14 protein-coding genes, 3 tRNA genes, 3 rRNA genes and 1 pseudogene are annotated in these 23,416 nt (G+C 46.2%); 6 read left to right on the top strand and 15 right to left on the bottom strand.

Features of this window, described 5'->3' with window-relative positions; genetic code table 11:
• Positions 1–49: 49 nt before the first annotated feature.
• Entirely contained in the window at positions 50–2,575 is a 2,526-nt protein-coding gene (locus ONE56_RS13135) for a class I adenylate cyclase (RefSeq protein ID WP_423839987.1), read from the bottom strand.
• 346 nt (positions 2,576–2,921) lie between these two features.
• Here ONE56_RS13135 and hemC point away from each other — a divergent pair, with 346 nt between their 5' ends.
• The 4 genes from hemC to ONE56_RS13155 are packed head-to-tail and all read left to right on the top strand — an operon-like array spanning position 2,922 to position 7,076.
• Positions 2,922–3,863, top strand: a complete 942-nt coding sequence (hemC, locus tag ONE56_RS13140; protein ID WP_423839988.1) for a hydroxymethylbilane synthase — start codon at positions 2,922–2,924, stop codon at positions 3,861–3,863.
• Positions 3,864–3,865: 2 nt separating this feature from the next.
• The gene (locus tag ONE56_RS13145; protein WP_423839989.1) at positions 3,866–4,594 is read left to right on the top strand and encodes a uroporphyrinogen-III synthase; all 729 of its coding nucleotides are present in this window, start codon (positions 3,866–3,868) and stop codon (positions 4,592–4,594) included.
• A 17-nt stretch (positions 4,595–4,611) separates the two neighbouring features.
• Positions 4,612–5,892 (top strand): uroporphyrinogen-III C-methyltransferase, encoded by a 1,281-nt coding sequence (locus ONE56_RS13150; protein WP_423839990.1) that lies wholly within the window; start codon positions 4,612–4,614, stop codon positions 5,890–5,892.
• Complete coding sequence (locus ONE56_RS13155; RefSeq protein WP_423839991.1) at positions 5,892–7,076, top strand: heme biosynthesis protein HemY; 1,185 nt, start codon at positions 5,892–5,894, stop codon at positions 7,074–7,076. Before ONE56_RS13150 ends, ONE56_RS13155 begins: the two co-directional genes overlap by 1 nt.
• Before the next feature lie 74 nt (positions 7,077–7,150).
• On the opposite strand, the pseudogene ONE56_RS13160 reads toward ONE56_RS13155, so the two are convergent.
• From ONE56_RS13160 to trxA, 13 genes and pseudogenes are all read right to left on the bottom strand, one after another.
• Positions 7,151–7,714 (bottom strand): annotated as a pseudogene (locus ONE56_RS13160) (DDE-type integrase/transposase/recombinase); the annotation flags it as partial.
• 87 nt (positions 7,715–7,801) lie between these two features.
• Positions 7,802–7,892 (bottom strand) — tRNA-Ser (locus tag ONE56_RS13165).
• 88 nt (positions 7,893–7,980) lie between these two features.
• Positions 7,981–8,096 (bottom strand): 5S ribosomal RNA (gene rrf, locus ONE56_RS13170).
• A gap of 119 nt (positions 8,097–8,215) precedes the next feature.
• A 23S ribosomal RNA gene (locus ONE56_RS13175) occupies positions 8,216–11,105 on the bottom strand.
• 288 nt (positions 11,106–11,393) lie between these two features.
• A tRNA-Ala gene (locus tag ONE56_RS13180) sits at positions 11,394–11,469 on the bottom strand.
• Between the two features lie 39 nt (positions 11,470–11,508).
• Positions 11,509–11,585 (bottom strand) — tRNA-Ile (locus ONE56_RS13185).
• A 67-nt stretch (positions 11,586–11,652) separates the two neighbouring features.
• A 16S ribosomal RNA gene (locus ONE56_RS13190) occupies positions 11,653–13,205 on the bottom strand.
• The 16S, 23S and 5S rRNA genes sit together here with 3 tRNA genes alongside, the layout of an rRNA operon.
• A 505-nt stretch (positions 13,206–13,710) precedes the next feature.
• Positions 13,711–14,424 carry an NAD(P)H-flavin reductase gene (gene fre / locus ONE56_RS13195; protein ID WP_423839992.1) on the bottom strand — a complete coding sequence of 238 codons (714 nt, stop codon included), beginning with the start codon at positions 14,422–14,424 and terminating at the stop codon, positions 13,711–13,713.
• A gap of 14 nt (positions 14,425–14,438) precedes the next feature.
• Entirely contained in the window at positions 14,439–14,708 is a 270-nt protein-coding gene (locus ONE56_RS13200) for a 2Fe-2S iron-sulfur cluster-binding protein (protein WP_331439137.1), read from the bottom strand.
• Positions 14,705–16,549 carry a 4-hydroxy-3-polyprenylbenzoate decarboxylase gene (gene ubiD / locus ONE56_RS13205; protein ID WP_423839993.1) on the bottom strand — a complete coding sequence of 615 codons (1,845 nt, stop codon included), beginning with the start codon at positions 16,547–16,549 and terminating at the stop codon, positions 14,705–14,707. The genes ONE56_RS13200 and ubiD overlap by 4 nt, the downstream gene beginning before the upstream one ends.
• Positions 16,550–16,641: 92 nt before the next feature.
• Positions 16,642–17,634, bottom strand: a complete 993-nt coding sequence (locus tag ONE56_RS13210) for a hypothetical protein (RefSeq protein ID WP_331439135.1) — start codon at positions 17,632–17,634, stop codon at positions 16,642–16,644.
• A gap of 107 nt (positions 17,635–17,741) precedes the next feature.
• Positions 17,742–19,001 (bottom strand): transcription termination factor Rho, encoded by a 1,260-nt coding sequence (gene rho, locus ONE56_RS13215; RefSeq protein WP_041156720.1) that lies wholly within the window; start codon positions 18,999–19,001, stop codon positions 17,742–17,744.
• 196 nt (positions 19,002–19,197) lie between these two features.
• Positions 19,198–19,524, bottom strand: a complete 327-nt coding sequence (gene trxA / locus ONE56_RS13220; protein ID WP_041156719.1) for a thioredoxin TrxA — start codon at positions 19,522–19,524, stop codon at positions 19,198–19,200.
• A gap of 111 nt (positions 19,525–19,635) precedes the next feature.
• On the opposite strand from trxA, the gene rhlB reads away from it, so the two are divergent.
• Both rhlB and gppA read left to right on the top strand, forming a co-directional pair.
• Positions 19,636–20,949: an ATP-dependent RNA helicase RhlB gene (rhlB, locus tag ONE56_RS13225; protein ID WP_331439134.1), complete on the top strand. Its 1,314-nt coding sequence runs from the start codon at positions 19,636–19,638 to the stop codon at positions 20,947–20,949.
• A gap of 19 nt (positions 20,950–20,968) precedes the next feature.
• The gene (gppA, locus tag ONE56_RS13230; RefSeq protein WP_041156717.1) at positions 20,969–22,462 is read left to right on the top strand and encodes a guanosine-5'-triphosphate,3'-diphosphate diphosphatase; all 1,494 of its coding nucleotides are present in this window, start codon (positions 20,969–20,971) and stop codon (positions 22,460–22,462) included.
• A 218-nt stretch (positions 22,463–22,680) separates the two neighbouring features.
• Here gppA and ONE56_RS13235 read toward each other — a convergent pair whose 3' ends face one another.
• A complete protein-coding gene (locus tag ONE56_RS13235) occupies positions 22,681–23,349 on the bottom strand; it encodes a 7-cyano-7-deazaguanine/7-aminomethyl-7-deazaguanine transporter (protein WP_041156716.1) in 669 nt (222 codons plus the stop codon).
• Positions 23,350–23,416 lie beyond the last annotated feature (67 nt).

The raw sequence follows: 23,416 nt of genomic DNA on the forward strand, positions 1-23,416 counted from the left end.
TAATTAATGTGCTCTTCTTTTTTATTTTTTCTTCTCAGTGTTACCAGTGTTACGCATTCACGGCTTTATGAGGACGATGAGGTGGACAATCGTTACGATAAGGAATGATGTAAGCGCTCCCTTCTTCTGGGTGAATGATTTGGTAATACTGTGGCAAATTAAAGTTGATAAACTGTGAGGCAACGCCATTGTCATCTTTTACTGAGGTGTAAAAACTATTGACCGAAGCGATCATCTCATCTTTTGAGCCACTGAACTGGTGATACACTTCCACCTGGTTTGACTCATCCAACACATAAATATTAAATCCGTTTTCGCTGTCTTCGAAAAAAAATTGCACCAAGCCTTCGCTCGCAAAACCATCGACCGCTTCAGGCATTTGGTATTCTTGCTCTCGATCCAGCATCAATAATGGTGAGCCTTTAAGCTTGTTCGTTGAGATACTGCGATAAAAGTCGATCGAGTTTTCCAATTTCTGCACTGATACTCCGCGACGCTCGAAAAACAGGCCGTAGGTTTGATCGCCTAGACGCATCGCCTTAAAACGTCGGCGTTTTTCTTGTTCGACAGGCTTCAAACGTAACTCAATACATTCCGCTAGCAGCTGATATACCTTATTGCGCATCACACCACGCATGTTTTTCGCATAACAAAATACATCCACCGACTCAGGCGGAACCGCATCTTGGTGCATTTTGCCTAAAATGGTTTTCAGCGCATCCAGCATTGCTGTCTCGCCTTTGAAATGCAATGTGCGCACTTCATGCCATGAGTTTCGATAAACCAAATCGACGCTGCCGACTAAGTTCTTATGCTCAGGCCCAAAACTAAAAATATCGATATTCTTCACATCCACTTTCATCGATCTACCGGACAATTCCGAGGTAGGATCGCTTTCAAAGTTGATGAACATGGCCAGTTGGCTTATTTCACAAGGATTTGCCAACGCTTGCATGGATGGACGACGCTTACGTAAAGCAAACGTATTACGTAAATCACTCACCATTTGATAGAACTTATCAATGTCTAGGTCAGCTTCGCGTACCACAGCATGTAAATGAGTGGACTCGGTAATTAAACCGTTAAAGAAAGCCCATGAAACCAGCTTACTCAGGTATTCATGATGATCCAGATACGGTTGACCAAGTATGCGGTGTGCCTCGAGAGGCTGTTTATACAAATACCAACCGGGTTTATTCACGCCCCCTTTTTTCACTTCGATAAAACTCAAATCAGGTTCATGTAAATCCGGAGAAATTTGCGGGTTCAGTAGAGTAACTTTCCCCGGTAACACTTCAAACGCTGCATATAGTTTACGCGCAAGAATACTGATATCTTGCGGGCTGATAGCCGAAGTGATGTCGTTACGACGTGCGAACTGAATTAGATTACGGTAACTCTGCATCAACGCATCCAGTAATGCATGATGCACCACTTTGACCTGCTCGACTTTCCAGTTTCGACGATCATCAAGTTCAGCAACCACAAGGATATCCCAGTTCCATTGCTCTATCATCTCGCTCAAAGCTTCACGACGCCAAGCCACAGAACCGACATCTGGCTCACGAGACAGTTTTTCATGCGTTTTCAGATAGAAGCAACGACGAACTAAATCTAGGCGTGTATGGTCTTGAATGCGCTCAAGGTAGCGAGTCACTTTTTCTAGCATCAAGTAATAAGCATCCATCCCATAAAGATCTGGTTCATGAGCAAAAAAACGACGCTTTGTATCAATACTTAATAGCTGAGTATGAGGGTATTCCCAAGAGTAAGCTTCTAATAGAATCGCTTTTAGAACCGACTTATAAGGTGAATCAATACTCTTGTACAATTGCCACAAATTCGAGCCAAAATACTCTTCCGCTGGAATTCGGTTCAATTTGCCAAAGTCGATCCATTCATCACAGTTAATGTGACCATCGCGACAAAGTTGCGAAACGTACTCTTCGTAACACTCTTCCATTTCTGGTGGCACAATTTGCCATAAAAGACGCTGACCAGCGATTCGGACCGCTGAACGATAAAACTCATCAAGTAGCAGCAGATGTTGAGAAGAGCCACAGTTATCACCTGTCATCTCTTCAGAATGATTGGTTTTGAAACGTTCTTCATCCATTAAGAAAAAGTTCGCTTCTACACCTTTGCTTTGCGCCCAATCCGTGATCAGCAGACATTTATTTATCAGTGATTCACGTTCGTTACTGCCCATTTCAGGCGAGACACACACCCAAATATCCAAATCACTGGACGTACTTTGACCGATAGAAGACGTACTACCCATGGTATACAAACCGAGAATTGCAGGTTGTTGCGCCGTTTTTAACGACTGACCAATCGTCAGTTGAGTGTCGTCAATAAACTGTTGCTGGATCGAATTCGGTGTAAAGCCTGACACGCCAAATGGTACGTCGGCATCATAGTAACCGGGTATAACGGGGTGGTTGTAGTTAAACAACGCGGGGATCAAGTGAAGAACTTGCTGGCTTTGCGAGTCCATAAGCGCCAGCGCGCGCTCAATACGCTGCCGGTTCAAATTGTCTAATCGCTGAATAATTTTTTGGGTGTAAACCTGCAAGGGTAATTCCTTGGTTGAACAGTCACGAATATCTGCTGAAGTTTTAAACCAAAACAGTCTAAAAACGTGATCAATTTAACACTTTTATTGTACTTGGTAAAGTTTACCACTTTTACATCAACCCTGCGGCAAAAATATACATTTGTCACAAATTTGATAGCGAGACAGTGTCGCCCGTAACCGCAGTAACGAGTAATAGTCCTTAACTTAATTGAGAATCTAGTCACACTATTTTCAATGCGATATGAAATTTCATTCTTCGAATTCCTAGATAACTAACTAACAGTAAGAATTTTTTGGTGACAATGGTAGGATAAACTCAAATCCAAACAGCATTGAGATGATCATGACACAATCAACACCTATTCGCATTGCAACTCGAAAAAGCCCTCTTGCTTTATGGCAAGCCCATTTTGTGAAAGACGCCCTGCAAGCTGCTCATCCAGGGTTGGAGGTCGAGTTAGTAACTATGGTGACCAAAGGTGACGTGATTTTAGATACCCCTTTAGCCAAAGTTGGTGGTAAAGGGTTATTCGTTAAAGAGTTGGAAGTCGCAATGTTAGAAGGTCGCGCAGATTTAGCCGTACATTCGATGAAAGATGTTCCTGTTGACTTCCCTGAAGGATTGGGGCTTGTAACTATTTGCGAGCGTGAAGATCCTCGCGATGCGTTTGTTTCGAACCATTACTCGGATATTGACGCACTACCTGAAGGTGCAGTGGTCGGTACATGTAGCCTACGCCGCCAATGCCAACTAAAAGAATATCGCCCAGATCTCATCATTAAAGAGCTGCGTGGTAACGTAGGAACACGCCTCGGTAAACTCGATGCAGGTGAATACGATGCCATTATTCTAGCCGCTGCTGGCTTAAAGAGACTGAAACTGGAAGAGCGAATTCAGAGCATTATCGAGCCAGAGCAGTCACTCCCAGCCGTTGGGCAAGGAGCAGTTGGTATTGAATGCCGCCTTGACGATGATAGACTCCTAAAACTTCTTGAACCATTAAATCACCAGAATACAGTAGACCGCGTACTGTGTGAGCGAGCAATGAACCTCACACTAGAGGGAGGTTGCCAAGTACCCATTGGCAGTTATGCCCTGCTGGATGGAGATGAAGTTTGGCTACGCGCGTTAGTTGGTGAGCCTGATGGTAGCCATATTGTTCGGGGTGAAATACGCGGCGCTCGAGAAGATGGCGAAGCGCTAGGCGTCAAATTAGCAAATGAACTGCTAAATAAGGGCGCGCGAAACATCCTCACCAAACTGTACGCCGAAGAACACGAATAATCATGACAGTGTTGGTCACTCGGCCTGGAGAACAAGGCTTAGCGCTTTGTTCTTTGCTTGAACAACACGGTATCTCCGCATACCACCACCCTCTAATAGATATTGTTGCGGATCTCACTGACGCAGCATTGAGGAATCATATTGATGATGTTCAGATCATTATTGCTGTGAGTCGACATGCGGTGCAATGTGCACAGCAAATTCTGATTAACAATGAGAAATCATGGCCTAAACGAGCCATTTACCTTGCCGTTGGTCAAAAAACAGCACACTATTTAAGCAAACACTCTCAACAGAAAGTACACTATCCGCGAATCAGTGATAGTGAACATTTATTGCGACTTCCACAGCTAAGCAATGTTGAACATCAACATATTCTCATCTTGCGCGGTAATGGAGGAAGAGAGTTGATTAAAGAAGCACTAGTTAAACGTGGCGCAAAAGTCCACTATAGTGAGACATATAAGCGAGAATTCATCCCATTCGATCCATTACGCTGTGTTTCACTATGGAAGACGCAAAAAATTGATCAGGTCATCGTCACCAGTGGTGAGCAACTGAATTATTTGTGCAACCAATTGACATCCGAGCAGTTGAGTTGGCTTAATAAGCAAGAATTGTTTGTTCCCAGTCAGCGCATTGCTGATCTCGCAATTCAACGGGGGTTCACTCGGGTGAGATGCACAGGAAGCGCATCCAACCAGGAATTACTGGCTGCTCTCCAGCCCTAGTTACACAGGACATAGGCATGACAAATAAAAATAACGACCAAAAGAATAACGATAAAAACCTTACCGAGGACACTTCATCGGTATCGCAAGCTGATAAAGAGACGCCTAAGAAGCAACCTGAGTCTAAAGCAGAATCTAAAGCGACGGCAGAGACAACCTCTTCTGAACCGAACAAGCCTAACGATGATGCTCCTTTAGCAAGCAGCGAAAAGCCGTCAGAAAAAACCAAACCCGCGGAACCTGTTCAGCAACCGTTTGAAGAGAAACAAGGTAAACGAGGCGTTAAGCTCGGCACAGCCGCTATTATTCTCTCTGTCATTTTTGGCGGTGGTTTAGCCTATAAACTCCATGAGCAGCAAAGCCAATATCAAGCCCAAATTACCCAGCTTCAAAGTCAGCTAGAACAAGCTCAAACTTCAATGAAGCAGCAACTCAATCAAGTAAAAGAAGAAACCATCGCAAAAGCGACGACGGTCACCCATAAAGCTGAGGTCGTTTTAGGTCAGCAACAGAAAAGCATCGAAAGTCTCCAACTTGCCGTTGCTGACATAAAAGGTCGCCGCCCGAATGATTGGCTACTTGCAGAAGCGGATTATTTAGTAAAACTTGCTGGTCGTAAGTTATTCCTGGAGCACGATGTCGAAAGCGCCACGCAATTGATGGAAACAGCAGACCAACGCATAGCGGCACTCAATGACCCTAGTTTGGTCAATCTACGCAAATCAATGGCAAATGACATCACAAAACTGCGAACCGTTCCTTTAGTGGATCGTGATGGTTTGGTATTGCGTCTAACCGCTCTACAGCAGCAGGTCGACACACTGCCATTAGCCAATGCCATACTTCCAGAAGCTCAAGCGGTTACAGAGCAAGAAGTTTCTGAAGACATCGCCAACTGGCAAGATAATCTGATGACGTCGCTCAAGGACTTCTCTGAAAACTTCATCACCTTCCGTACTCGTGATGGTAATGTCATCCCACTACTTTCACCGCAGCAACATTTTTATCTCAAAGAGAACATCAAAGCCAAACTAGAAACAGCGATCAAAGCGGTTTATGACGAACAAGGTGAGATTTATACCACAGCACTCACAACGGCTGACAAGTGGGCACTTGCATTCTTTAATCAAGATAACAATTCGGTTAAAGAGTTCAATAAAACCATCAACCAACTGAGTCAACAAAACATCCAGGTAGATTACCCTACGAAGCTGGAGAGCCAGTCAAAGCTCTCTGATGTCATTCGTGTACGCATACGTCGTGAAGTAACGACAATGACAGGCACGGAGGATAAGTAATGTTTCGTCTTATTTTCCTATTTGCCGTTTTAGGTTTGGGCTTATTTGTAGGCACGCAATTTTCAGGTCAGCAAGGCTATGTACTCATCTCGATAGCAAATAAAACCATCGAAATGAGTGTGACGACTCTGGTCATCTTCGTTATCGCGGCACTCGCAGCCTTGTTCCTATTAGAGTTTGTAATTAAGAAAGTTATTTATACAAGCTCTGCTACTTGGAATTACTTCAGTGTGCGCAAAATGCGCCGCTCTCGCCGATATACCAATGAAGGCATCATTAAGCTACTGGAAGGTGACTGGAAAGGCGCAGAGAAAAAAGTAACACGTTGGGCCAACCACCACGATATGCCTCTCCTGTGTTATTTGGTTGCATCAGAAGCCGCGCAAGGGCAAGGTGACAAACAGAAGCGGGATCAGTACCTAGCTCTAGCAGGCCAACAAGAAAACGCCCACCTTGCCGTCGAGCTTACGCGCGCAAAACAGTTAGTTAGAGATAACGACTTCGAAGCCGCCCTTAACACCTTGCAGTCGTTAAAAGGACAGTACGCCAATAACTCTATTGTACTCAATCTGTTAAAAACAACTTATCTTCAACTTAAGCTGTGGCAACCGTTGCTTGATCTAGTGCCCCAATTGAACAAAGCAAAGTTGATATCAGAAGACGAGCAAGCAGAGCTAGTACAAACAGCCCAATGTGGTTTGTTACATGATGTCGCACAAAAGCAAGGCAGTGAGGGGTTGATCGCTCATTGGAATGGATTGTCGCGCAAAGTGAAACAAGAACCCCATTTGATTGCTTGTTTTGCTCGTGAGTTGATTGCACGAAAAGCAGACTCGGAAGCGTTTACCATTCTGAAGGAATCATTGAAAAAGACCCCAACACCAGAACTTTATCAATTGCTACCTGATCTTAACCTGCCAGATATACATCCAGCAGTGGTCTTCTTGGAAGGTGTTGTTAAGAAAGAGCCAGAAAATGCCGCGGCTCACAGTGCTCTGGCAAACTATTACTTCCGCCAAGAAAAATGGTCTGAAGCCCAACAGCACTTTGAAGCGGCTTTAAAGCTTCGTACAGACGTTTCTGACTACGCATTCTTAGCAGACACACTCGAGAAGCAGAACTTAACCAAAGCAGCGCATGAAGTCTCTCGTAAAGCGTTAACGCTGGTTCAAGATGACGATTAAACCTTAACCACCATTCAGTAATTCAAAAGCCGACCGCAACATGCTGTCGGCTTTTATTTTATTTCTACCTTTTGATGGATACACGAGCAACCATACCGACGTGTTCTTATCGCCATATCTAAAGCCTTTACAACATCCGTCGCTTTCATTTCATTGCTAAGCTCATAGCCCATAATCTTCCGACTAAAGGCGTCAGTAACTAACGAGAGATAATGCACTCCTTCATCAGATTGGACATAGGTTATGTCGCTCATCAACACATCTTCAGGATGACAATACTTTTTTCTGAGGCTAGTCCCGTGTTCAGCATCAAGAATATCAACGACTTCATTTAAAAATGAGATTTTTCAATCGTTCATCTTCCAACTCTTTTTCAAGTCGCTTAATTTTTGAGCTGGAGATGCATTTGGTTTCGTTGTTTTATGCATGGCGTTCTTCCTTGGATTTTGCGCCCAATCCATTTTTCCGTACTTTCTTAGCCAGGTTAAAACCGTTGAACGACCTTGAATGCCATAGGTAGCTTAGGCTTGTTTATACGTCATGTCGCCTTTTTCAACAGCATCGACAACCTGTAATTTAAAACCTAGTGTGTAATCACGCTGAGTGCGTTTAACGTAGAGATTATGTGAAGTAGTCATAATTCGTCCTCAATGTGCAAACACATTTCAGGACGAGACACAGAAATGACAAAAGCCCGTTGATAAATCAACGGGCTTTCTTAATGGTGGCGGAGAGATAGGGATTTGAACCCTAGATACGCTATTAACGTATGCCGGTTTTCAAGACCGGTGCTTTCAACCACTCAGCCATCTCTCCACAAATTGTTACTAAAATTTAGTCTTACATATAGATGCTAATTTTAGTTTTAGCTTTCACCTTTTTAAAGGTGAAGACCTAATTTAAAGCCTGGCGATGTCCTACTCTCACATGGGGAAACCCCACACTACCATCGGCGCTACTTTGTTTCACTTCTGAGTTCGGAATGGAATCAGGTGGGTCCAAAACGCTATGGTCGCCAAGCAAATTCGGGTTAAACTCGCTGCTTAAGCAAGTTTAATAATCTGGAAAGCTGTTTTATTTCTCATTATCACACATTCAATGTTCTTTCATTGAGTCCATCAAAACCCCTTGGGTGTTGTATGGTTAAGCCTCACGGGCAATTAGTATCAGTTAGCTCAACGCCTCACAACGCTTACACACCTGACCTATCAACGTCGTAGTCTACGACAACCCTTTAGGATACTTAAAGTATCAGGGAGAACTCATCTCAAGGCTCGCTTCCCGCTTAGATGCTTTCAGCGGTTATCAATTCCGAACTTAGCTACCGGGCAATGCGTCTGGCGACACAACCCGAACACCAGAGGTTCGTCCACTCCGGTCCTCTCGTACTAGGAGCAGCCCCTTTCAATTCTCCAACGCCCACGGCAGATAGGGACCGAACTGTCTCACGACGTTCTAAACCCAGCTCGCGTACCACTTTAAATGGCGAACAGCCATACCCTTGGGACCGACTTCAGCCCCAGGATGTGATGAGCCGACATCGAGGTGCCAAACACCGCCGTCGATATGAACTCTTGGGCGGTATCAGCCTGTTATCCCCGGAGTACCTTTTATCCGTTGAGCGATGGCCCTTCCATTCAGAACCACCGGATCACTATGACCTGCTTTCGCACCTGCTCGAATTGTCATTCTCGCAGTCAAGCGGGCTTATGCCATTGCACTAACCTCACGATGTCCAACCGTGATTAGCCCACCTTCGTGCTCCTCCGTTACTCTTTGGGAGGAGACCGCCCCAGTCAAACTACCCACCAGGCACTGTCCTCATCCCCGATGAGGGGACCAAGTTAGAACATCAACACTACAAGGGTGGTATTTCAAGGTCGGCTCCACCAACACTGGCGTGCTGGTTTCAAAGCCTCCCACCTATCCTACACATGTAGGGTCAATGTTCAGTGCCAAGCTGTAGTAAAGGTTCACGGGGTCTTTCCGTCTAGCCGCGGGTACACTGCATCTTCACAGCGATTTCAATTTCACTGAGTCTCGGGTGGAGACAGCGTGGCCATCATTACGCCATTCGTGCAGGTCGGAACTTACCCGACAAGGAATTTCGCTACCTTAGGACCGTTATAGTTACGGCCGCCGTTTACCGGGGCTTCGATCAAGAGCTTCGACCGAAGTCTAACCCCATCAATTAACCTTCCGGCACCGGGCAGGCGTCACACCGTATACGTCATCTTACGATTTTGCACAGTGCTGTGTTTTTAATAAACAGTTGCAGCCACCTGGTATCTGCGACTCCTAGTAGCTCCATCCGCAAGGGACTTCACCGCCAGGAGCGTACCTTCTCCCGAAGTTACGGTACCATTTTGCCTAGTTCCTTCACCCGAGTTCTCTCAAGCGCCTTGGTATTCTCTACCCGACCACCTGTGTCGGTTTGGGGTACGATTCCAACTTATCTGAAGCTTAGAGGCTTTTCCTGGAAGCATGGCATCAATGACTTCACATCCGTAGATGCTCGACGTCGTGTCTCAGCCTTAGAAAGAGCCGGATTTACCTAACTCTTAAGCCTACGCACTTGAACCTGGACAACCGTCGCCAGGCCCACCTAGCCTTCTCCGTCCCCCCATCGCAATAAGTTGAAGTACGGGAATATTAACCCGTTTCCCATCGACTACGCCTTTCGGCCTCGCCTTAGGGGTCGACTTACCCTGCCCCGATTAACGTTGGACAGGAACCCTTGGTCTTCCGGCGAGGGGGTTTTTCACCCCCTTTATCGTTACTCATGTCAGCATTCGCACTTCTGATACGTCCAGCATGCGTTACCACACACCTTCAACCGCTTACAGAACGCTCCCCTACCCAATGTGCAAAAGCACATTGCCGCAGCTTCGGTTTACTACTTAGCCCCGTTACATCTTCCGCGCAGGCCGACTCGACCAGTGAGCTATTACGCTTTCTTTAAATGATGGCTGCTTCTAAGCCAACATCCTGGCTGTCTGAGCCTTCCCACATCGTTTCCCACTTAGTAGTAATTTGGGACCTTAGCTGGCGGTCTGGGTTGTTTCCCTCTCCACGACGGACGTTAGCACCCGCCGTGTGTCTCCCGGATAGTACTTACTGGTATTCGGAGTTTGCAAAGGGTTGGTAAGTCGGGATGACCCCCTAGCCTTAACAGTGCTCTACCCCCAGTAGTATTCGTCCGAGGCGCTACCTAAATAGCTTTCGGGGAGAACCAGCTATCTCCAGGTTTGATTGGCCTTTCACCCCTAGCCACAAGTCATCCGCTAATTTTTCAACATTAGTCGGTTCGGTCCTCCAGTTGATGTTACTCAACCTTCAACCTGCCCATGGCTAGATCACCTGGTTTCGGGTCTATATCCAGAGACTGAACGCCCAGTTAAGACTCGGTTTCCCTACGGCTCCCCTAGATGGTTAACCTTGCCACTGAATATAAGTCGCTGACCCATTATACAAAAGGTACGCAGTCACACCACGAAGGTGCTCCTACTGCTTGTACGTACACGGTTTCAGGTTCTATTTCACTCCCCTCACAGGGGTTCTTTTCGCCTTTCCCTCACGGTACTGGTTCACTATCGGTCAGTCAGTAGTATTTAGCCTTGGAGGATGGTCCCCCCATATTCAGACAGGATATCACGTGTCCCGCCCTACTCGATTTCACTGAATGTGCGTTGTCAACTACGGGGCTATCACCCTGTATCGCCGGACTTTCCAGACCGTTCGTCTAACGCATATAAAGCTTAAGGGCTAGTCCAATTTCGCTCGCCGCTACTTTCGGAATCTCGGTTGATTTCTTTTCCTCGGGGTACTTAGATGTTTCAGTTCCCCCGGTTCGCCTCGCTGCGCTATGTATTCACGCAGCGATACTTACTTATGTAAGTGGGTTTCCCCATTCGGAAATCCCAGACTCAAGTGGCTTTTACTGCCTAATCTGGGCTTATCGCAAGTTAATACGTCCTTCATCGCCTCTGACTGCCAAGGCATCCACCGTGTACGCTTAGTCACTTAACCATACAACCCGAAGAAGTTTCGAATTGACGTTAAACAACCAAAGTTGTCTCTCATTATTTGAATGAGCGAGAGACAGTTCGATTTTGCCGGACTCAAATATGAACAACACCTAAAGATGTTATTCCCAAGAACACTTGAATGTGTTTTTAGTTGTATTCCCTTAGGAATACTTTGAGAACTTTACAAACAACAATAAATTGTTGTTTTGTCAGCTTTCCAAATTGTTAAAGAGCGAGATTTTCTGATGAAAACCATTTTTAAAAGCACTATCACTAATGCGCTTAAAGATGGTGGAGCTATGCGGGATCGAACCGCAGACCTCCTGCGTGCAAGGCAGGCGCTCTCCCAGCTGAGCTATAGCCCCATCAGGTGTCGATACTGTCGCCAACCCTTTAAAAGGAATTGGTGGGTCTGAGTGGACTCGAACCACCGACCTCTCGCTTATCAGGCGAACGCTCTAACCACCTGAGCTACAGACCCAGTATCGTCTCTTAAACTTTATAAACCATATCAATCTGTGTGGACACTCATCACGATAATCATCGTATAAGGAGGTGATCCAGCGCCAGGTTCCCCTAGCGCTACCTTGTTACGACTTCACCCCAGTCATGAACCACAAAGTGGTAAGCGTCCCCCCGAAGGTTAAACTACCTACTTCTTTTGCAGCCCACTCCCATGGTGTGACGGGCGGTGTGTACAAGGCCCGGGAACGTATTCACCGTGGCATTCTGATCCACGATTACTAGCGATTCCGACTTCATGGAGTCGAGTTGCAGACTCCAATCCGGACTACGACGCACTTTTTGGGATTCGCTCACTCTCGCAAGTTGGCCGCCCTCTGTATGCGCCATTGTAGCACGTGTGTAGCCCTACTCGTAAGGGCCATGATGACTTGACGTCGTCCCCACCTTCCTCCGGTTTATCACCGGCAGTCTCCCTGGAGTTCCCGACATTACTCGCTGGCAAACAAGGATAAGGGTTGCGCTCGTTGCGGGACTTAACCCAACATTTCACAACACGAGCTGACGACAGCCATGCAGCACCTGTCTCAGAGTTCCCGAAGGCACCAATCCATCTCTGGAAAGTTCTCTGGATGTCAAGAGTAGGTAAGGTTCTTCGCGTTGCATCGAATTAAACCACATGCTCCACCGCTTGTGCGGGCCCCCGTCAATTCATTTGAGTTTTAATCTTGCGACCGTACTCCCCAGGCGGTCTACTTAACGCGTTAGCTCCGAAAGCCACGGCTCAAGGCCACAACCTCCAAGTAGACATCGTTTACGGCGTGGACTACCAGGGTATCTAATCCTGTTTGCTCCCCACGCTTTCGCATCTGAGTGTCAGTATCTGTCCAGGGGGCCGCCTTCGCCACCGGTATTCCTTCAGATCTCTACGCATTTCACCGCTACACCTGAAATTCTACCCCCCTCTACAGTACTCTAGTCTGCCAGTTTCAAATGCTATTCCGAGGTTGAGCCCCGGGCTTTCACATCTGACTTAACAAACCACCTGCATGCGCTTTACGCCCAGTAATTCCGATTAACGCTCGCACCCTCCGTATTACCGCGGCTGCTGGCACGGAGTTAGCCGGTGCTTCTTCTGCAGCTAACGTCAAAGATGTGCGCTATTAACACACACCCCTTCCTCACTGCTGAAAGTACTTTACAACCCGAAGGCCTTCTTCATACACGCGGCATGGCTGCATCAGGCTTGCGCCCATTGTGCAATATTCCCCACTGCTGCCTCCCGTAGGAGTCTGGACCGTGTCTCAGTTCCAGTGTGGCTGATCATCCTCTCAGACCAGCTAGGGATCGTCGCCTTGGTGAGCCCTTACCTCACCAACTAGCTAATCCCACCTAGGCATATCCTGACGCGAGAGGCCCGAAGGTCCCCCTCTTTGGCCCGAAGGCATCATGCGGTATTAGCCATCGTTTCCAATGGTTATCCCCCACATCAGGGCAATTTCCTAGGCATTACTCACCCGTCCGCCGCTCGACGCCGTTCACGTCCCCCGAAGGTTCAGTTAACTCGTTTCCGCTCGACTTGCATGTGTTAGGCCTGCCGCCAGCGTTCAATCTGAGCCATGATCAAACTCTTCAATTTAAAGTTTTTTCGGCTCAATGAATACTGACTTCAAAACTACTAATGTAATTTTAAAGCTATTATCGTTCCAACAGAACGATAATGAATTGACTGTGCTGAATCCGAAGATTCAATGGTCACTTCGTATCATTGAAACCTAATTTGAAACCGAAGTTTCTAATTGGATTATCATCAACGAGTGCCCACACAGATTGATAGGTCTATATTGTTAAAGAGCTTGCTTTTCGAGAATCTTTTCTTTCAAAGCGGAGGTGCATTCTAGCGATTTCATTGAGAGTGTCAAACACTTTTTTTCAACTTATTTTCGTAGAAGCTTTTTCCTCTTCCAACCTTGCAAAGCCTTATAGCGTCTGCCGTGTCGGTGGATGCGCATTATAGGGAGTTACGATTGCAGCGCAAGCCCTTTTTAGAAAAAAAACAGAAAAATTGATCGTTCGGTGCTTTTTCCATCAAAAGCAAAAAAAAGAGGGTAAAAAACCCTCTTTTTTGACTTTAAAAACTGTACTTAAATGAAAGCATACGCATCCGCGAACATACGTTCCCTTTTCGCCCGCTTATTCTGAGTAAACTGTTCTCTCGCTGCGCCAGCCATTTCAAATCGACCTGCGATGTAAATATCGTAACTATCGAGGCTTACAAAATCGTCACTGACTGCTTCAAGTACATTACCCACCTTCCCCTGCCAACCAACTGGGGCTTCTTCCACTACTGGAATGAAGTGAACATTAGAGTATTTCTCTGAGATCGCGACAAGCTCGTTTTTTGCATATAACTGGCTTTCATCACGAGCTCCCCAATACAAGTAGATAGGATTGGTTTTGTTTTGCGCAACACAGTGGTCTAAGATTGATCGAACATAACTGAACCCTGTGCCACCAGCGATAAGCAATAAAGGACGCTCACTATCTTCTTGAACCCAAGCGTCACCGTGCGGTGCATCTATCTCAATATCACCATTGGTTGCTAGTGCAGATTTCATTGCTTCGACAACTTCTATCGCGTAAGCGTTGTGTTCAGCAGCGCCAATGTGCAGCTCCAGTTCACCTTCATGTCGGCAAGGGCTACTGGCAATAGAAAATGGGCGCTTATCTTTTTCTCCCATTACTACCATCAGGTATTGGCCAGCTTTAAACGCTACGAGTGATTCCGGGTGAAGTAGAATTCGGTAAGTATTACAAGCTAACGGCTGAATAGACTTTACTTTACATTGGATGGTCATGGTGTTCCTCTCACTTACTCTTCAAAAGTAAGCACTAAATTACTTTCTGTATAGGCTTGGCAAGGAAATATCCACCCTTGCTGTTGCTCTTTATCGGTTAGCATAGGGTCAAGGTGGTAACTCACCTCGCCTGATAGCTTTTTACACATACACATAGCACAAGCGCCTACGCGACAACGGTGCGGGAAGCGAATATTATTGTTGAGCGCAGCTTCCAACACTGTCTCTCCCTCTTCGACCTGGAATGTAATTTTCATAGGAAGAAGCTGGACTTGATGGCTCATAGCATACCTAACTGATCCCAAATCTCATCGACTTTCGCCACAAGTTTAGGATCTTTTTTAATTGGCGTGCCCCACTCACGGGTCACTTCAGTTTCAAATTTATTGGTGGCATCGAGTTCTAGTCTCGTTGCAGTTCCACGCACTTGAATCGTGTCTCTATCGGGATCCATACGCGTTGTCACTGCCCAAATAATATCGTGCCAATCTTGAGCATTGACGTCGTCATCACACAGGATGATGAATTTGACATGCGTACGGTGCTCGAAAAACTCCCCAAGGTGTTTTAGCAAAGCTTGCGATTGTCCCGCCCGCTCTTTCTTTATGGTGGCCACAACAAACTGTTGCTTGGCAGTAGGCGGTAAGTAAATATCAACAACATCCGGACATTGGGCTTTAAGCTCTTCCAACTCAACTTGCGTAAGCGCTTGGCTTTCTCGCTCACGCGCTTGTGGTCGAGTTGCCAGTTCCGCTTCCCACTTTATCGTTGCATCCAATCCCATTTTGGAACCTAGTCCCACCACAGGAGAAGCAAAATCCAATGAGTCAATCGGCGTATTATCTATCATTAACGTATCACGCACTGGATCCATATGCTCAGTCATGGCTTTAACCACATCATTCCAATCACGTGCATTAACAGACTCATCACAAACAATGACATATTTGGTGTACATGAACTGACGTAAGAAAGACCACACTCCCATCATGACACGCTTGGCATGTCCCGGGTATTGCTTCTTCATTGTCACCACAGCCATTCGATAAGAACAGCCTTCAGGAGGCAGATAGAAGTCTTCAATTTCAGGGAACTGTTTTTGTAAAATAGGAACGAAGACTTCATTCAGGGCAACGCCTAATACCGCAGGCTCATCCGGCGGTCGTCCGGTATAGGTGCTGTGGTAAATAGGGTCTTTGCGCATGGTAATATGTGTAATAGTGAAGACGCGGTGCAGTTCTTTCTCATTGTAGTAACCAGTATGGTCACCGTATGGTCCTTCTTCCGCAAATTCATTTGGGTCAATGTAGCCTTCTAGGACAATCTCGGCACTTGCGGGAACCTCTAGGTCATTGCTGATGGATTTGACGACTTCGGTTTTGCTGCCGCGGAGTAAACCCGCAAACGCATATTCGGACAATGTATCAGGCACGGGCGTAACCGCACCAAGAATGGTAGCGGGGTCTGCGCCAAAAGCGACTGATATGGGGAATGGTTGACCAGGGTTTGCTTCCATCCAATCGCGTAAATCAAGCGCTCCACCTCGATGAGCAAGCCAACGCATGATGACTTTATTCTTCGCAATTTTTTGCTGACGATAAATACCAAGGTTTTGGCGCTTTTTATTTGGCCCCTTGGTGACCGTTAAGCCCCAAGTTAAAAGCGGTGCAACATCTTCCGGCCAGCAACTCATTACGGGAATCTTATCCAAATCGACATCATCGCCCTGCCAAACGATATCCTGACACGGGGCTTTGCGCAGACGTTTAGCTGGCATGTTCAACACCTGTTTGAATACTGGTAACTTTTCAATCGCATCTTTAAAGCCTTTAGGTGGCTCTGGCTCTTTAAGGTACGCCAGTAGTTTCCCTACTTCTCGTAGCTCTTTTACATCTTGTCTCCCCATACCAATCGCGACTCGCTCCGCCGTACCAAAGAGATTGGTGAGTACCGGAACATCATATCCAATGGGGTTTTCAAACAACAATGCAGGACCGCCTGCGCGCAGTACGCGGTCGCTAATTTCTGTCATCTCATAGGCGGGATCGACAGGGTGAGTAATGCGTTTGAGTTTACCGTTCTGCTCTAGATGGTTGATAAACTCACGTAAATCCTTAAAACTCATAGGCCTTCATGACTGGCTGATTAAACTCTCCGCAGTATAACAAATAGAAGGACTGTAAGATCCTCCTATTTATTGTGGATTTATGGGTGATATTACTTCAATACTTGCTCAATCTGACTGGCTTTGACTTGATGATTGTTCGAAATAAGATCTTCGAGCCAGTTTTGGTGACCTTGCAGAGCCAGTTCTCTTGCAACTAGAGTCGCTTCTTCTGACAGAGCCATCTTGTCAATTAAGAACTGCTTCACTTCAGGAGTGAGCGGGTTGGATTTAGTCAGAAGACTAATAGCTGATGGCTTGAGAGTCGGATTGACCGTTGAGTTCATCAATTGCTGCAAGGAAAACGCATCACCGACCGCGGCCAAGCGCTCTATTTCTATCAGGCTGTTGTAATCGGCTTTCATCCGCCACAGCAAATCATAGACTTCTTTATCTCGACTGACTTCGGCCAAACGCGCTATCACAGCGGTTGATGGCAGCCAGCTTGTGATATCAGCTTGAGTTAACTGCACCGTCAATGCTTGTAGTGCACTAGGAGACAAATTATCTAATTCCTGAAGAAGCAGCGCCTCTTGGGACTTAGTGTGTTGTGTCGTACCGGATAACCATTGTTGAAGATCGAGTTCCTGACGTTCCGCTTGCAGCACGAAGTCTAAGGTACTTTGGCCTTGTTTCCAGCGCTTGAGTAAACGACTTGCAACGGCAGGATAATTAAACGCAGGAACACTGAACTCGTACCCATCGCCTCGCTCTAAAACTTGATAGGTCGGGATCATACGAATCTGTGACTCTATAAAAAGCGCCATTCGTGGTGTAAGAACCACGTCCTGCTTTTCAATTTTTTCGAGCAAGCGAAAGCGCACAACCTCTTGCTGAGGCAATGCGAGGCGGTCGAGGGCAAATTCCAGTGAATCGACTTTGTCTCTAATAGCATAGTCGAACAGTTCAGACGTTTTGGCCTGAATTGGGGCATCCTGAAGCCACTGCTCTACCACCGACTCCTGCATTTCCTTAGCAGATAGTGTCGTTGGTATCGCCATAAGTGACACACTCAGGAGTAAAGACGACAACATTCCTTGTTGCATGTTAACCTCCCGATAACAATTACTTACATTCTGATGCTTCTATTTGCAGAAAGCAATAAAAAAGCCACCGTTTTGCGGTGGCTGTTTTATAAATAAGATGTTCGTAATTACTGACGACGCATCGCGTCAAAGAATTCGTCGTTGGTCTTGGTCATTGCCAGTTTATCAATGAGGAACTCCATTGCGTCGGTCTCACCCATTGGGTGGACAATCTTACGTAGAATCCACATTTTTTGTAGCTCGTCCGTTTTAGTCAACAACTCTTCACGACGAGTACCGCTGCGATTGAAGTCAATGGCAGGGAAAACACGTTTCTCTGCAATCTTACGGTTCAAGTGAAGTTCCATGTTACCGGTACCCTTGAACTCTTCGTAAATAACCTCATCCATCTTAGAACCAGTATCAACCAAAGCGGTTGCAATGATAGTCAAACTACCACCTTCTTCGACGTTACGAGCAGCACCAAAGAAACGCTTAGGACGATGCAGTGCGTTTGCGTCCACACCACCTGTCAACACTTTACCTGATGAAGGAACAACGGTGTTGTAAGCACGCGCCAAACGAGTGATAGAATCTAGAAGGATAACGACGTCTTTCTTATGCTCAACCAAGCGTTTTGCTTTCTCAATGACCATTTCAGCGACTTGAACGTGACGTGATGCTGGCTCATCAAAGGTAGAAGCAATGACTTCACCTTTCACTAGACGCTGCATCTCGGTCACTTCTTCCGGACGTTCGTCAATCAGAAGTACCATCAGTTCACACTCAGGATGGTTGTAAGCGATACTTTGCGCGATGTTTTGCAAAAGCATGGTTTTACCTGCTTTTGGCGGAGCAACAATCAAACCACGCTGGCCTTTACCAATTGGCGATGCTAAGTCTAATACACGCGCTGTGATGTCTTCTGTTGAACCGTTGCCACGCTCCATCACCATACGCTCGTTAGCATGTAATGGTGTTAAGTTCTCAAAAAGAATCTTGTTACGAGCGTTGTCAGGCTTATCAGCATTGACTGTGTTGACTTTTAAAAGGGCAAAGTAGCGTTCACCATCTTTTGGTGGACGAATTTTACCCGCAATTGAGTCACCTGTGCGCAGGTTAAAACGACGAATCTGACTTGGTGATACGTAGATGTCGTCCGGACCAGCGAGGTATGAACTATCTGCACTGCGTAGGAAACCAAAACCGTCTTGCAGAATTTCCAGAACCCCATCGCCAAAGATGTCTTCGCCGCCTTTGGCGTGCGCTTTCAAAATCGCGAAGATAATGTCTTGTTTTCTTAAGCGAGCTAGGTTCTCTAATCCTAAGCTCTCGCCCAGTTTTACAAGGTCAGACACAGGTCTGTTCTTCAGTTCGGTAAGGTTCATGGTAGTGGATTCTTGTTTAGTCAAAATAAGATCTGTTTTCTAGTTAAGATGGATTTGGTCTCAGGATCGACCAAGAAGAGAAATTTGTTCAATTAACGCGCGATAACTTAGCACTAATTAATATTCTAGTCCAGAGTTAGAAAAACAAAACCGTGCATTGTTAATCTGCACGGTTTTGTTTTTAATCACATGGTGATTATAAATTTGCGTCCAAAAACTCTTTCAGTTGAGTTTTAGACAGAGCACCAACTTTCGTTGCCGCAACACCGCCGTCTTTAAACAACAGTAACGTTGGAATACCGCGAATACCAAACTTAGGCGGAGTGCCTGCGTTATGATCGATGTTTAGTTTACCGATAGTGAGCTTGCCTTCGTACTCTTCAGCGATTTCATCAAGAATAGGCGCAATCATCTTACAAGGACCACACCACTCTGCCCAAAAATCAACTAAAACAGGGCCTGCAGCATTGATCACATCGTTTTCAAAACCGTCATCAGTTAGCTGCAAAATCTTATCACTCATCTTCCACTCCAATGTGTTTTTCGAAACTGGTTGGATGATAACCAGTAATTAGATGCCCTATTGGAATGTATTTACTTTCGTATTGCAAGCTTTAGCTGATATTCTATAGCGATGAAAAAGACGCATATCACAGAGCAAAAGTTCGCCGATTTGGGATTAAAGCCCCAAGTTATTGATGGATTGGACAAAAAAGGGTTCGAATTTTGTACCCCTATCCAAGCCTTGGCGCTGCCGGTACTGCTCACCGGCCAAGACATTGCAGGCCAGGCCCAAACGGGCACTGGTAAAACCCTCGCGTTTCTTACTGCTACATTCAATCACTTGTTAACGACACCAGAACACGAAGGGCGCCAACCCACGCAACCGCGAGCCATCATCATGGCGCCAACGCGTGAGCTAGCCATACAAATCTTTAATGATGCAGAGTCGCTTATTGCCAGTACTGGCCTAAAAGCCGCATTGGCGTACGGTGGCGAGAGCTACGATAAGCAACTCAATAAACTACAAAGCGGCGTCGATATCTTAATCGGGACCACCGGGCGTATTATTGATTTCTATAAACAGCGCGTATTCAACCTAAACAACATTCAAGTGGTTGTATTGGACGAAGCAGACCGCATGTTTGATTTAGGCTTTATTAAAGACATTCGCTTCTTGTTCCGCCGCATGCCTGCGCCACAAGAGCGTCTCAATATGCTATTTTCAGCCACGCTATCATATCGCGTTCAAGAACTGGCCTTTGAACATATGCACAACCCAGAGCATGTTGTGGTAGAACCAGCGCAAAAAACTGGTCACCGCATTCAGGAAGAACTGTTCTACCCATCAAACGAAGATAAAATGGCCTTACTTCAGACCCTCATTGAGGAAGATTGGCCAGATCGCGCAATTATTTTTGCTAATACCAAGCACAAATGTGAATCAGTTTGGGGGCATCTCGCTGCAGATGGTCACCGTGTTGGCCTACTTACTGGTGATGTACCGCAGAAAAAGCGTGAAAAAATTCTCGAGCAGTTCACTAAAGGTGATGTGGATATCCTAGTCGCGACCGATGTAGCCGCGCGTGGTTTACACATTCCTCAAGTAACACACGTGTTCAACTATGATTTACCTGACGATTGCGAAGATTATGTTCACCGCATTGGTCGTACAGGTCGTGCAGGTGCGAGCGGTCACTCAATCAGTTTTGCATGCGAAGAATACGCCATTAATCTACCTGCAATTGAAGAATACATCGAACATACCATTCCGATGTCTGAATACGATGCTTCTGCGTTGATACGTGATCTACCAGCACCGATTCGCATGCGCGCGCCACGCAATCAACAGCGCCGGACGAATACGGGTGGTACACGTTCCGGTAATCGTAAGCCGCAAGGACGTCGCCCTCGTCAGCCACGCCAATCGGCACCTAAGCAATCTTAAAGGGAAACTGAAGTCGTTTATGAGTCAAGCAGGATCATCACCGCTATATGCTGCCATCGACCTCGGGTCGAACAGTTTTCATATGCTCGTTGTGCGTCATATCGATGGCAGCGTTCAAACTATGGCTAAAATTAAGCGCAAAGTTCGTTTAGCCGCGGGCTTAGATGAACATAACTCTCTTAGTATGGAAGCGATGCAGCGAGGATGGGACTGCTTAAGTCTATTTGCGGAACGCTTGCAAGATATTCCGAAACAGAACATTCGTATCGTCGGTACCGCAACATTGCGCACGGCAACGAATGTGGAAGTTTTTTTAGACAAAGCGCGTGAAATTCTCAGTCAGCCGATTGACGTCATTTCGGGTGAAGAAGAAGCCGCCACGATTTACAAGGGTGTAGCGCATACATCTGGCGGTAGCGGTCGTCGCTTAGTCGTCGATATTGGTGGCGCAAGTACTGAACTGATCATCGGTGAAGGGTTTGAGGCCAAAGCATTGACCAGCTTAAAGATGGGCTGTGTCACTTGGCTGGAAAATTTCTTTAAAGATAGACAACTGAATGCCCGCAATTTCGACGCTGCGATTGAAGGTGCAAAACAGACCATCAAGCCGATATTAGAGCAGTATACCGACTTGGGTTGGGATGTTTGCGTTGGTGCGTCTGGTACCGTTCAAGCATTACAAGAGATCATGCTGGCGCAAGGTATGGACGAAGTAATTACTCACTCCAAGCTTAAACGCCTACAAAAGCAAGCGATGCTCGCCGATCATTTAGAAGAGCTAGACATAGAAGGTTTAACACTCGAACGTGCGCTTGTTTTCCCAAGTGGCTTATCTATCCTGATTGCGGTATTTGAATTACTCGAAATAGAGGCCATGACCTTGGCAGGTGGAGCGCTACGTGAAGGCCTGGTTTACGAGATGGTCGATGAACTGCGTCAAAGTGATATCCGCTCACGCACCATTAGCAGTATTCAGAGTCGTTATCAACTGGATTGCCAATATGGGGATCAGGTGAGTCAACTTGCTAGCCAGCTTCTTAAACAAGCTGGCGGTGAAACATGGATTTCTGAGCCTCAAGGTAAAATCTTACTTACCACAGCCGCCAAATTGCATGAAATAGGCTTAACCATTGACTTCAAAAAAGGTGGTGAACACAGTGCTTATCTGCTGCAAAACCTAGACTTGCCCGGTTATACGCGAGCACAAAAGTTCTTTATCGGCGAAGTGGCACGTCGTTACCGTGAACAACTGACGTCTCTTCCTGAGCAACATGCTCTATCGGGCAGCAGTGCAAAACGTGTCCTGCGTTTATTACGCCTTGCGGTCTTACTAACCCACCGCCGCAATCCAAGCTTAGAACCGCAGATCGAGCTTTCCGCAGAGGGTGACAACCTGACATTAAGTATCGATGCCAAATGGTTAGAGGCGAATCCGCTGACAGCAGCAGAGCTGGAAATTGAATCGAATCGCCAAACTGATATTGGCTGGCCGTTAACGATTTCAGCGCGCTAACCGTTTACGGTTTCTTTACCACTTAAACATTACATATCGATAGATAAAGGCTCCTTTGGAGCCTTTTTTATTGCCTGTTATTTTTTGAAGTGCAGATCTAAGCCCTTTGGGACACCCATGATCCAAATGCTCTACGTGCTGAACGCCTCATTCACATGTAACAAAAAACCGCTTGTCAAAAACAAGCGGCTTTCCAACATCGAAACAAACTGAGAGCACTACACTGTGGTCGTGACTTTAAAGTCAGGATTCACTGCCGTAAGTTTCTTAATCAGATAGTTCAACAGCACGCCATACATCGGAACAAACAAGCCAAGGCTAATGACAAGCTTGAAGCCATAGTCCACCAGCGCGATTTCAGTCCAGTGCTCAGCCATAAATGGATCCGGACTCTGGTAAAACGCAATACCAAAGAAGGCAATCGTATCTAATGCATTACCAAATAGTGTCGAACAAGTCGGAGCTACCCACCACTGCTTCATTTGGCGTAGGCGGTTAAAAACATGCACATCCAAAATTTGGCCGAGCAGATAAGCCATAAAGCTTGCTATCGCGATGCGGGCAACAAACAGATTAAATTCACTCAAATGGCTAAGGCCTTGGAACTGACCTTCAAAAAAGACCACTGAAAGAAAATACGAGACGATCAACGCAGGTAACATCACCAAAAAAATGATTTTACGCGCGAGCGGTGCACCAAAAATACGTACCGTCAGATCGGTTGCCAAGAAAATAAATGGAAACGTAAATGCGCCCCAAGTGGTATGGAAGCCAAAAACAGTAAACGGCAGCTGAACCAGATAATTGCTGGATGCAATAATGACAAGATGAAATAAAACCAGATAGATAAGGGCGTTGCGCTGCTGCGCAGGGGTAAAGTTACTCATGCGATACCTTTTTAGTTTGGTTTGGGGGCGAGGGAACCCAAATCGAGTGAGCTATTTAAAAGCCACT

The sequence above is a fragment of the Vibrio mytili genome (genome assembly GCF_049563345.1).
In the GTDB taxonomy this organism is placed as follows: Bacteria; Pseudomonadota; Gammaproteobacteria; order Enterobacterales; family Vibrionaceae; genus Vibrio; species Vibrio mytili.

Excerpts from the sequence above, each read along its gene's own strand:
- hemC (WP_423839988.1), top strand. The coding sequence starts at position 2,922 with ATGACACAATCAACACCTATTCGCATTGCAACTCGAAAAAGCCCTCTT.
- ONE56_RS13145 (WP_423839989.1), top strand. The coding sequence starts at position 3,866 with ATGACAGTGTTGGTCACTCGGCCTGGAGAACAAGGCTTAGCGCTTTGT.
- ONE56_RS13150 (WP_423839990.1), top strand. The coding sequence starts at position 4,612 with ATGACAAATAAAAATAACGACCAAAAGAATAACGATAAAAACCTTACC.
- ONE56_RS13155 (WP_423839991.1), top strand. The coding sequence starts at position 5,892 with ATGTTTCGTCTTATTTTCCTATTTGCCGTTTTAGGTTTGGGCTTATTT.
- fre (WP_423839992.1), bottom strand. The coding sequence starts at position 14,424 with ATGACCATCCAATGTAAAGTAAAGTCTATTCAGCCGTTAGCTTGTAAT.
- ONE56_RS13200 (WP_331439137.1), bottom strand. The coding sequence starts at position 14,708 with ATGAGCCATCAAGTCCAGCTTCTTCCTATGAAAATTACATTCCAGGTC.
- ubiD (WP_423839993.1), bottom strand. The coding sequence starts at position 16,549 with ATGAGTTTTAAGGATTTACGTGAGTTTATCAACCATCTAGAGCAGAAC.
- ONE56_RS13210 (WP_331439135.1), bottom strand. The coding sequence starts at position 17,634 with ATGCAACAAGGAATGTTGTCGTCTTTACTCCTGAGTGTGTCACTTATG.
- rho (WP_041156720.1), bottom strand. The coding sequence starts at position 19,001 with ATGAACCTTACCGAACTGAAGAACAGACCTGTGTCTGACCTTGTAAAA.
- trxA (WP_041156719.1), bottom strand. The coding sequence starts at position 19,524 with ATGAGTGATAAGATTTTGCAGCTAACTGATGACGGTTTTGAAAACGAT.
- rhlB (WP_331439134.1), top strand. The coding sequence starts at position 19,636 with ATGAAAAAGACGCATATCACAGAGCAAAAGTTCGCCGATTTGGGATTA.
- gppA (WP_041156717.1), top strand. The coding sequence starts at position 20,969 with ATGAGTCAAGCAGGATCATCACCGCTATATGCTGCCATCGACCTCGGG.
- ONE56_RS13235 (WP_041156716.1), bottom strand. The coding sequence starts at position 23,349 with ATGAGTAACTTTACCCCTGCGCAGCAGCGCAACGCCCTTATCTATCTG.